General features: G+C 36.7%; 6 protein-coding genes. 5 read left to right on the top strand and 1 reads right to left on the bottom strand.

The window, feature by feature from the left end; translation table 11 throughout:
- The first annotated feature begins 222 nt into the window (after positions 1-222).
- From ABIN91_RS10465 to ABIN91_RS10475, 3 genes are all read left to right on the top strand, one after another.
- Positions 223-2,199, top strand: a complete 1,977-nt coding sequence (locus ABIN91_RS10465) for a tetratricopeptide repeat protein (protein ID WP_348051043.1) — start codon at positions 223-225, stop codon at positions 2,197-2,199.
- Position 2,200: 1 nt separating this feature from the next.
- The gene (locus tag ABIN91_RS10470) at positions 2,201-2,833 is read left to right on the top strand and encodes a response regulator transcription factor (protein WP_348051044.1); all 633 of its coding nucleotides are present in this window, start codon (positions 2,201-2,203) and stop codon (positions 2,831-2,833) included.
- A 98-nt stretch (positions 2,834-2,931) separates the two neighbouring features.
- Positions 2,932-4,491: an IPT/TIG domain-containing protein gene (locus ABIN91_RS10475; RefSeq protein ID WP_348051045.1), complete on the top strand. Its 1,560-nt coding sequence runs from the start codon at positions 2,932-2,934 to the stop codon at positions 4,489-4,491.
- Between the two features lie 787 nt (positions 4,492-5,278).
- Here the strand turns inward: ABIN91_RS10475 and ABIN91_RS10480 are convergent.
- Positions 5,279-6,619, bottom strand: coding sequence for a site-specific integrase (locus tag ABIN91_RS10480; RefSeq protein WP_348051046.1), 1,341 nt, complete (start codon positions 6,617-6,619; stop codon positions 5,279-5,281).
- Between the two features lie 440 nt (positions 6,620-7,059).
- Between ABIN91_RS10480 and ABIN91_RS10485 the strand changes: the two genes are divergently transcribed.
- Both ABIN91_RS10485 and ABIN91_RS10490 read left to right on the top strand, forming a co-directional pair.
- Positions 7,060-8,301, top strand: coding sequence for a site-specific integrase (locus ABIN91_RS10485; RefSeq protein WP_348051047.1), 1,242 nt, complete (start codon positions 7,060-7,062; stop codon positions 8,299-8,301).
- Between the two features lie 613 nt (positions 8,302-8,914).
- The coding region (locus ABIN91_RS10490; protein WP_348051048.1) for a chemotaxis protein CheB at positions 8,915-9,704 on the top strand (790 nt) is incomplete at its 3' end.

Below are 9,704 nucleotides of genomic sequence, written 5' to 3' on the forward strand. Positions count from 1 at the left end.
ATTTTATCATTTGCTCAAAACAGGAATAGGGATACCATAATCGTTTTTAATTTATATAATAAGGCTTTTAAGGCAATAAAAACCAAACCCGACAGCGTTGATTTTTATGTTAATGTAGCAATTTTATACTCCGAAAAGCACGCTGTGGTAACCTACTCTACTGCAGAATGCTATTATCTCTTAGGTAGTTCGTTTTACCGGAAGTCAAAATTTCAGGAAGCGTTGCTCAATTTTGAAAAGTATAGAAACATAGCTGAAATACTAAAGAATAACTCCACTCTTTTTTTAGCAAATAATGCTATAGCTAATGTTTACATTGAACAGGGCAAGCCCGATGTAGCGTTAAGTTATTACAAAAAAAGCCTTTCGCTGGCAACTAATGCTGGCAATAAGCAAAACATTGGCATGATCTATAATAATATCGCTTTTGTATACAAAGATGAAGGTAAATATGATGATGCAATAAGTAACCTGTTTAAATCCCTTGAGATTAATGAAAGCATAGGTAATAAGTTAGCCATCGGGAATAATTACTTACAGCTTAGTGTAATTTCCTTGCGAAAAGGCGATAATACAACGGCTATAAAGTACGCCACGCTTTCACTGAATATCTTCGATGGGCTGAAGAAAATGGATCTGGTAGTCATTTCGCATTATTTACTTTCTGGCGGATACGAGGGATTGCACGATTTAACAAAAGCCCGAAGCGAATTAGAGCAATCGGTTGCTATAGCTAAAAAAATGAATGATCCACGGGCAATTGCCCTAAATTCTACCCGGCTCGGCGATTTATTATTTGCTGCTGGCTTGTATAAAGAAGCACTTTCCAATTACTTGGAATCCGTATCACTAATAGAAAAAATACATTTACAACGAAGCCTGCCTTCGGCTTATGTCAGTGTTGGTAAAAGTTATTTTAAAATAAACAATTTTATTGAGAGCGAAAAAAATTTAAAACAAGGATTGGCGGAAGCCATCAAGGGCCATCAGTCAGAAGTTATCTCTTCTGCTTATAAAGAGTTATCCATATTGTATCATGCAATTAAAAAAGATAGCTTGGCGATAGACTACCTAAATATGTACAACTCTCAAAAGGATAGCTTAATGAATCGGCAAACATCGGACAAGCTCGCAGAATTGGAGACCAAATACGAAAACGAAAAAAAACAAAAACAAATTGAAGCTTTAAATAGCCAAACGGAATTACAAGCCTCCAATTTAAAAAACCAGGGGTTAGCATTATCTAAAAACAAATTAGAGATTGATATTCAGCAACTCGCTTTAGATAAAAATAAACTGCAACTAAATAACCAGGGCCTTGAATTAAATAAAAGGCAATTTTTATTACACCAACAAAAGTTGGAATCAAATGCACGAGGTCAAAAAATCAAACTACTTAACAACCAAAATACAATACAGAAATTAGAGATCAGTAAGCGTAATACAACCATCATGATTATAGCAATAATGTTTTTAATTGCCTTATTATTAGGCTATCAGTTTTATAGCAGTTACAAATTTAAACAAGAGGCCCGCTTACAATCCGAGGTATTAAATCACCAAAAGCTTGCTTCAAAAGGTATTATCGAAGCAGAGGAAAGAGAGCGCAAACGCATAGCTGCCGAACTACATGATGGGGTTGGTCAACTTTTTACAGCCGTTAAAATGAATATGGAAATTTTAATAGAGCGTTTTTTAATTAAGCAGGCGGATGCCGATATGTTAGCCGAAAAAACCATGGCTATGGTTGATGAAAGCTGCAACGAAGTACGCTCAATAGCTCACCAAATGATGCCTAATGCCTTAATTAAAAGTGGGCTTGTCTCTGCTCTGCGCGATTTTATCAACAAAATACCTGCCGAAAAGCTAAAAATATCGATGGAAACAAAAGGTATTGACCAACCATTAGAAAGCACCACTGAAACAGTACTATACAGAGTGATCCAAGAGTCGGTAAATAATGTAATTAAACATGCCAATGCTACCTCCCTGGATATATTATTGCTTTGCGACTCGAAAGAAATAACGGTATCGATTGAAGATAACGGCCGTGGTTTTGACACTGCCGATAAGAGTAAATTCACAGGAATTGGATTGAAAAATATAATTAGCCGGGTAGAGTATTTAAAAGGGAGTGTGGATATTTCATCTTTGCCTGGAAAAGGCACTTTAGTGGCTATATTTATACCACTTATTTAACATGGCACAAAAACCGCAACGCATATTTATTGTTGATGACCACCAGATGGTAATAGATGGTATAAACTTGATGCTGGAGGGTAAGTGTGATTTTGCCGTTGTTGGCGAGAGTAGACAGCCATTAATAGTATTGCAGTTACTTGAAAATACCCCTGTTGATATTTTGATAACAGACGTAGGCATGCCCGAAATGAGTGGGGTTGAATTGAGCCGTGCTATAAAAAATAAATTCCCACACATTAAAATATTAGCACTTTCTATGTTTGGCGACAGCCAGATAATAGCTGAAATGATAGATGCAGGAATTTCAGGATATATCCTAAAAAATGCCGGAAAAAAAGAGTTAGTAGAAGCACTTACCAAAATAGCCGATGGCCAAAATTACTTTGGGCAGGATATCACTTTACAGTTGATGAAATCTTTTAAACGCAACCAGGAAGAAACGAAACTTACCGACCGGGAAATAGAGATTATTCGCATGATTGAAAAAGATATGACTACCCGAGAAATAGCCGACACCCTATTTATTAGCGAACGCACAGTAGAAACCCACCGTAAAAACATACTCCATAAAACAAATACGCAAACGGTTGTAGGTTTACTTAAATACGCATACGAAAGGAAGATTATCTGACCACCACTGTAGTGGGAGGGTACGTAGTTTAATATGCCGATAGGTAGGTATTGTTAGCATACCAGTACATCAAGATATTTACACAAAATCTTAATGTCATGGAAAAATCAATAAAGTCATTCATTCTTCTCCTATTTTTAATTAGCATATTCAATGCTTGCAAAAAAGAAAACCAAACCATTCCACCTTCGGCGATCCCCCCCGTGGTAACCAATGTACAGCCTAAAAACCCCATGCCCGGCGATGTGGTAACAATTACCGGCACCGGTTTTGGTGCAACTACTACCGATGTCAAAGTAACTATTGGCACACAGGTTATCACTATTTCATCCGTTACCAATACAGAAATTAAATTTACGCTACCCGCCGGAATTACAGCGGGTGACATTGCCGTTGCTATCAAAAACATCATCGCTACCAATACCGATCCGCAAAAGGCTACCATTACACCTATAATACCAATACCTACTGCAGCCACAATCATCTCAATCAACCCAACATCGGGCAAAGCCGGTGATGTAGTATCAATTTTAGGTACAGGCTTTAGCACTATCGCGGCAGATAACGTGGTAAAATTTAATGGCACTGCTTCTACAGTAACCGGTTCTGTAACCAGCGTATTAACAGTTACTGTCCCTGCTGGTGTAACAACGGGTGTAGTAACGGTAAGCGTTAAAGGCGCGGCGGTAATTACCGGACCAACTTTTACAGTTAATGCAACCACCGGTGGTACTGGTAGCACATCCATACCTTATATAAAAGTTACAGCCGGTACAGCAACACTTTCCAAAATAGCAACTGCACCATCAGAAATTGGGGCTATGGCAATTGACCAAAAAAACAACGTACTTTATTACACAGATCATGCAGGCTTACTTTATAAATTAAAGTTGGACGGTAGTGCCCCAACAGTGCTTACTACTGATACACGTATTATTGGAGTGTCTAATATAGGTGTAGATGCAGCTGGCAATGTAGTAGTATTAGCTGCTAATGGTGCTTTAGATGCAGACGTTTATAAAATAGATGCTGCAAATAACGCCATAACAAAAATTGCAACCAAGGTGAATTTAGGCGGAGGTAATTATCCATTAGCAATTGATACACAAGGTGGCATTTGGAATGGATATGGCCAAAAATTAAATACTACAACCAATACATTTGATCGCAATTCAACCTTCCCTTACGGCAGTTTTACCAATACGGTATACCAAGGCGATATTGTTTATGTTGATGATGCACGTGCTTCATCAAACACTGATGTAGGTTTTTATAAATACGATTTAGTTACTAAAACAGGTGTAGCTACCGATTTTACCTTAAAAACTTTATTTAAACAAGATAATCCTGCTTTAGGAGGTAGTACTCAAAATTTGGATACTCAGTCGAGATATGCATTAGATAACACAGAAAATTTTTACGCAATTTATCCTCAACAGGGAGATGCTACTACTTTTTATACAGATTATTACACCATTCGTAAAACCAAAAATGGTGCTGCGGGAGTTAATTCTTTAATTATTAAATTTTATACACCATATAATGCTCCTACATACACGCCACCAAGGTTAAACAGTGGTATATTGTTTAAAGCAGATGCAATAGGTAATTTGTATATGAAAGCTAATGGAACAGATATTATTAAAATAGTACAATAGTTATTCGCTATAACTTTGAAATTAATTTATAACAGCCGTAGCGCGTGTAGTTTATTTTGAAGAGGATTGTTAATAATGATTTATAGTAAAAGGGCTTTTTGAACCGCATCCTATTGGATTTTCAAAAATGCCCTTTTTAATTATTTACGCTATAAATCTTGGGTAATAATAGTCTTCATTTACCACACGCACTGTGATACTTTATAATGCATAAGGATAAAACGTTAACCCCGGTTATAACTTGTCGATTGCTGGGGCGTATAAAATATTAAGTCAGCATTTTGAATTGATTGTATAAAACTAACCCAGTAAGGTATAATATATTGAATACTAAAAACGGGTCTTACTATCTTGCTATCAATAATTTATCTACAGCATATTTCCCTAATTCGGTTTGAAAAAAAAAGAATAATACTTCCAAGTTCCAGCTCGCGATATGCTATCACTTAAAATTTAGTGTTCCCTTAGGATTTGCGCTTTAAGACACAAACTCTTATATTTGAATATAAAGCGAAACGTTACGATGCAAGATCAAAACGTGTTACAAATATGTAACAAAGAAAATATTGAGTGATATAATTTATTAAAAATCAAGCCATTATAGAGGTTGGCCATCTTCCTGTTAATCGAACCGATTAGATGGTGACCGATTTTTGGCTATCTGATTGAAAATCAAAAATTTAATTGCCCTTCAAAACCGTCCACTTTACAGATTCTATTAAAAACTATACGTGTGTTACAAATGTGATACAGCAGATATCTGTATAACATTTAAAATGAAGTGTTTCTAAGGTAATTTCGCAAATAACGAATCTGCTATTTCTTTTAAACCTCCATATTTCCTGACAAGAAAATGTTGTATCCGAAACGCGAATGCAGCTTCACGCTTATCAAGTTTTCTTAAAAGCGATACTACTGCCAATTGTACCTCATCAATGATTGACCAGTCCTTCGCCAAATAGATATCTGTTGTTTTTCGAGCCTGGTCAACATGATTAAGTGCCAGTGCAATATCATCTTTGCTTTTTCTGCAGGTGTTGCGCGCGAGGTTGGCAAAAGTATGTCTTGCCCAATAGTAAGTTACATCAGGAATTAGCGTTATTTCAGAGATTTGCCTCATACCCGTACTTAGAGCTGCATTCAAATTTTCGCTGGTTGCGTATCTTTTTGAGAGGTTTCGGTATTTATATAACAAAGCACCTGCCTCTGGGATAACTTTAATACTTATAAACGCATTGTCCTTTCGCTTTCCCTTTGTTTTTGAACGGTTGTATTCAACCCTATCACCAACGACTTGATATGTACAAGCATGTAAGTCAGCAGCATTAATCCCACACAAATAAAATGATAGCATAAATAAGTCTCTTGCCAGTTCAGCGCTTGTATCCGAAACAACCATGCAATCTCTTATTTTTCGAACCTGTGTGATCGTAATATTTCTTTTTTTAGTTTGGGTTGCATCGGCAATTTTGAAATGCTCAAATGGATTATGCTTAATTCGGACTATATCAGAGTGCGTATTATTATAGAAACTCAATGCTGCACTATACAGCCCCTTAAAATCTCTTAGATAATTGTTTATGCTATTTGCTGAAAGTTTCCGGGAGTATGTAGTAACTAATTTTCCAAATTGATTAGTCCTGGTAATAGTTCTTTCGCTCTTTAGATATTGCTCATACCCTCGTATTGAATTGAGTGTGATTTCGTCAGTAGAAACTTTGTCTTTTTTGAAATAATCAATCAGGCTATAACGGATCGTCCGGTAATTTGCAGCACTTTTTTTCTGACCATTTTTATCCAGGCTATCAATATGTAATTGACAAAATTTGATAAAATCTATGGCTTCGTTTTTCGAAATAAGGTAGTCACGTAATTCACGCGCATCTAAAAAGTCTATTTTATTGCTTACTCTGCTTATGGTTTCCCTATAATCATCAAGCGTTTGGTTTATCAACCGAATTAAAACGGGATCTTTAATAGTTAAAATAGAAGTTAGTTTCTTGTCAGTTACATAGTGAGCGGTATCTATGTACACCCGTTCTTTTTGGTGATAAATGCAAATCTTAACATTGTAGGTGCCATCTGCTTTTCGGTGATGCCGGAATACTTTTGAACTTATGGTAGTCATTTTTCATTTGTTTAGATTAAAATCTTGTCGCATAGCTGTAGCAGCTAATTGAGATTAAAATTGAATCGTGTGAAACTGAAAAAGTGATTGACATAGCCATTGCATACTAAAGGCCGATATGTAGAAACAAAAAAGGGTAAGCGACCATTAAAATGTGCTTACCCTTTTTGCTCCTGAGGCTGGGCTCGAACCAGCGACCCTCTGATTAACAGTCAATGGGATGGCATTATCGATATTTTGCTATTTTTATATTTACTTATATATCAGTATTTTATGTATTTAGAAATTACGCTTACTTATCGATTTTTTGTTGTTTTTTGTTCATTTGTGTGAGAAATGTGTGAGAGAAAAATTTGCATTTTATGCGAAATTTGCTTAAATTAGTATATATCAAAAAAAATGTGTGAGACAATATTAAGAAATTCTTAAAATCTATCAAAATGGCAGTCAAAGTAAATTTATACCTGGATGAGCGGAAAATCGAAACAGGTGAAAAAGCACCGGTAAAACTAAGACTATATATAGCAAGAACTGATGTTAGACATTACCATACGAATATGTACCTGACGTTTGAACAATTTGAACAGTCTTATTTAGCTACCAAGCCCAAGAAAGCATTTAAGGAGCTTAAAATGATCTTAGATGCAATAGCTGTTAAAGCCAATTCCATAATCACAAAAATGGATGGTGTTTTTATCCTTGCTAAATTTGAAAGGGAAATGTTTGGCGCTCATTCCAGTTCCACAGATATTACAACGCATTACCACGCCTACATTACTGAACTTACACAGAACGGACGTATAGGCACCGCTTCTAATTATCGATTGAGTTTAAAATCTCTGCTCCTGTTTGCAGGTAAGAATAAAAAACCCGCAGTTTCGCTACCCTTTGACCATATTACTTTAGATTTTCTTAACCGATATGAAAAATGGATGGCTACAGAAAAAAAGTCAAAGACAACAGTAGGTATCTATTTGCGTCCTCTTAGAGCGATCTTTAATAAAGCCATTGAAGAGGGTGATATTGTGGCAGAAATTTATCCTTTCAAAAAATACAAGATACCAACAGGGCAAAACGTTAAAAAAGCTTTAGACAAGCAAGATTTAAAAAAGTTATTTACCGCAAATTTGGAGCTGGATAGCCCAAAAGAAAAAGCCAGGGATTTTTGGTTTTTCAGTTACCAGTGCAATGGAATGAACTTCCGGGATATTACGGAACTAAAATATAAAAACATTAATAAAAAATCCTTTTCCTTTTTACGCCATAAGACTTTATTTACAACCAAAGATAAACCAAAACCGATTATTGTTCCTTTAACAGAATCGATTAAGGCTGTCATTGAGCGTTATGGCACGAAACCCGCCTTACCGGACAATTATGTATTTCCTATCTTAAATAATTCAATGGATGAAACAGAAAAGCTAAGGGTAAACCAAAATTTTATCCGGTTTGTTAATCAGCATATTCAAAAATTGGCAAAAGACCTGGAATTAGATACAGATATTTCCACTTATTATGCCCGCCATACCTTTACTACCGCAGCAATTCGAAACGGGGCTAAAATGGAATTGATACAGGAAAGTTTAGGCCACCATAGTTTGAGTACTACGCAAAATTATTGGGCGGGATTTGAAGATGATGTTAAACAGGAAATAGCGGATAAGTTGATGGATTTTGCATAAATCCTTATTCAATCCATTCTGCCCTTGTTTCAAATTGAAAGTTGTTTAATCCATTTTGCTCACCTGAACGAGTTGGACATCTTCCCTGTCTCTCTATCGTTGTAGCATCGGCTAACTTTAACGACCGGGTTCCCGCTCTACTTTTTGTTTACTCTTTAGGCATCCCACTTGTAAGACAATGACGCACACCAAGCCATTTTAACCAATTGAGCAACTAACAGCGCGTAGCCGGGTAAAAACTCAAGGCCGGGCAAGCCAATAAAAAACAAAACACAACTGCCCGCTTGTATAGCCTTGAATTTTTATCCCGGCGTGGGCTATATTCGCGTGTTTGGTGTAAATGGGTTATTTTTTTATCGGCAAAAAGCAAATCGGTTATGAGCGTGAGCGAATTTCCGTTTTGCTGTGTGTACTCCGGGCTGGCGGTGGAATGAAACCCGGAGCGAAGCGTGTGGTGTAATGTAGCCGCCTGCCTGGAGCAAAGGGCTATATTAGTTTAAGTGTTAAAGGTACTAACCATTTGAAAATAAAATATTTAATCAAGAATTAAAGTATCTTTGTTTTCTTTCTCCACTGCTGTTTCCATTAATTATTTAAGATCGTGGCTAAAATTGTGAATAAACAATACATTATAGCCATCGGCGCATCCGCCGGAGGATTGGAAGCCATATCCGCTTTCTTTGACTATACACCGCTTGATGCCGTTTCGTATATTTTGATACAACACCTATCGGCAGACTTCAAAAGCCAGATGGCCCAAATATTGACCCGCCACAGTAAAATGGAGGTCGTAGATGTTGTCGAAGATATGGATGTAGAATCCAATAAGGTTTACCTTATACCGAGTTCTAAATTCATGAAGATTAAAAATGGCAGATTGATCTTATCTGATAAAAAAGACCAACAGCGCCCACACTTAACTATAGATCACTTTTTCATATCCTTAGCGGAGGAACGGGGCGATAAGGCAATTGGTATCATTTTATCCGGTACCGGGCATGATGGTTCAAAGGGAGTGGAAGCGATTAAAAAAGCGGGGGGGATTGTCCTGGTCCAAGACCCCGATACCGCTACTTTCAAAGAGATGCCACTAACGGCGATTGCAACCGGATATGCTGATCTTATTATTTCTCCGCAGGCCATGCCACAGGTTATAGAAGATTACGTAAACCAAGACGGAATTTTAGATGTTTTGACAGACAAACATGAAAATATAAGTGAAAGTGAGCTAAAGGGCATCATTGGCTTAATAAAAGGAAGTTTACCACTTGATTTTACCGATTACAAACGTCCTACCATATTACGCAGGATCAAAAGGCAGATGGTACAACAAAATATTGGACAGGTTGCCGAATACCATGAGTTCTTAAAAAACAATCCCAAAGAAATAGAACTTTTAGCCA

Source organism: Mucilaginibacter sp. (genome assembly GCF_039921305.1).
Lineage (GTDB): Bacteria > Bacteroidota > Bacteroidia > Sphingobacteriales > Sphingobacteriaceae > Mucilaginibacter.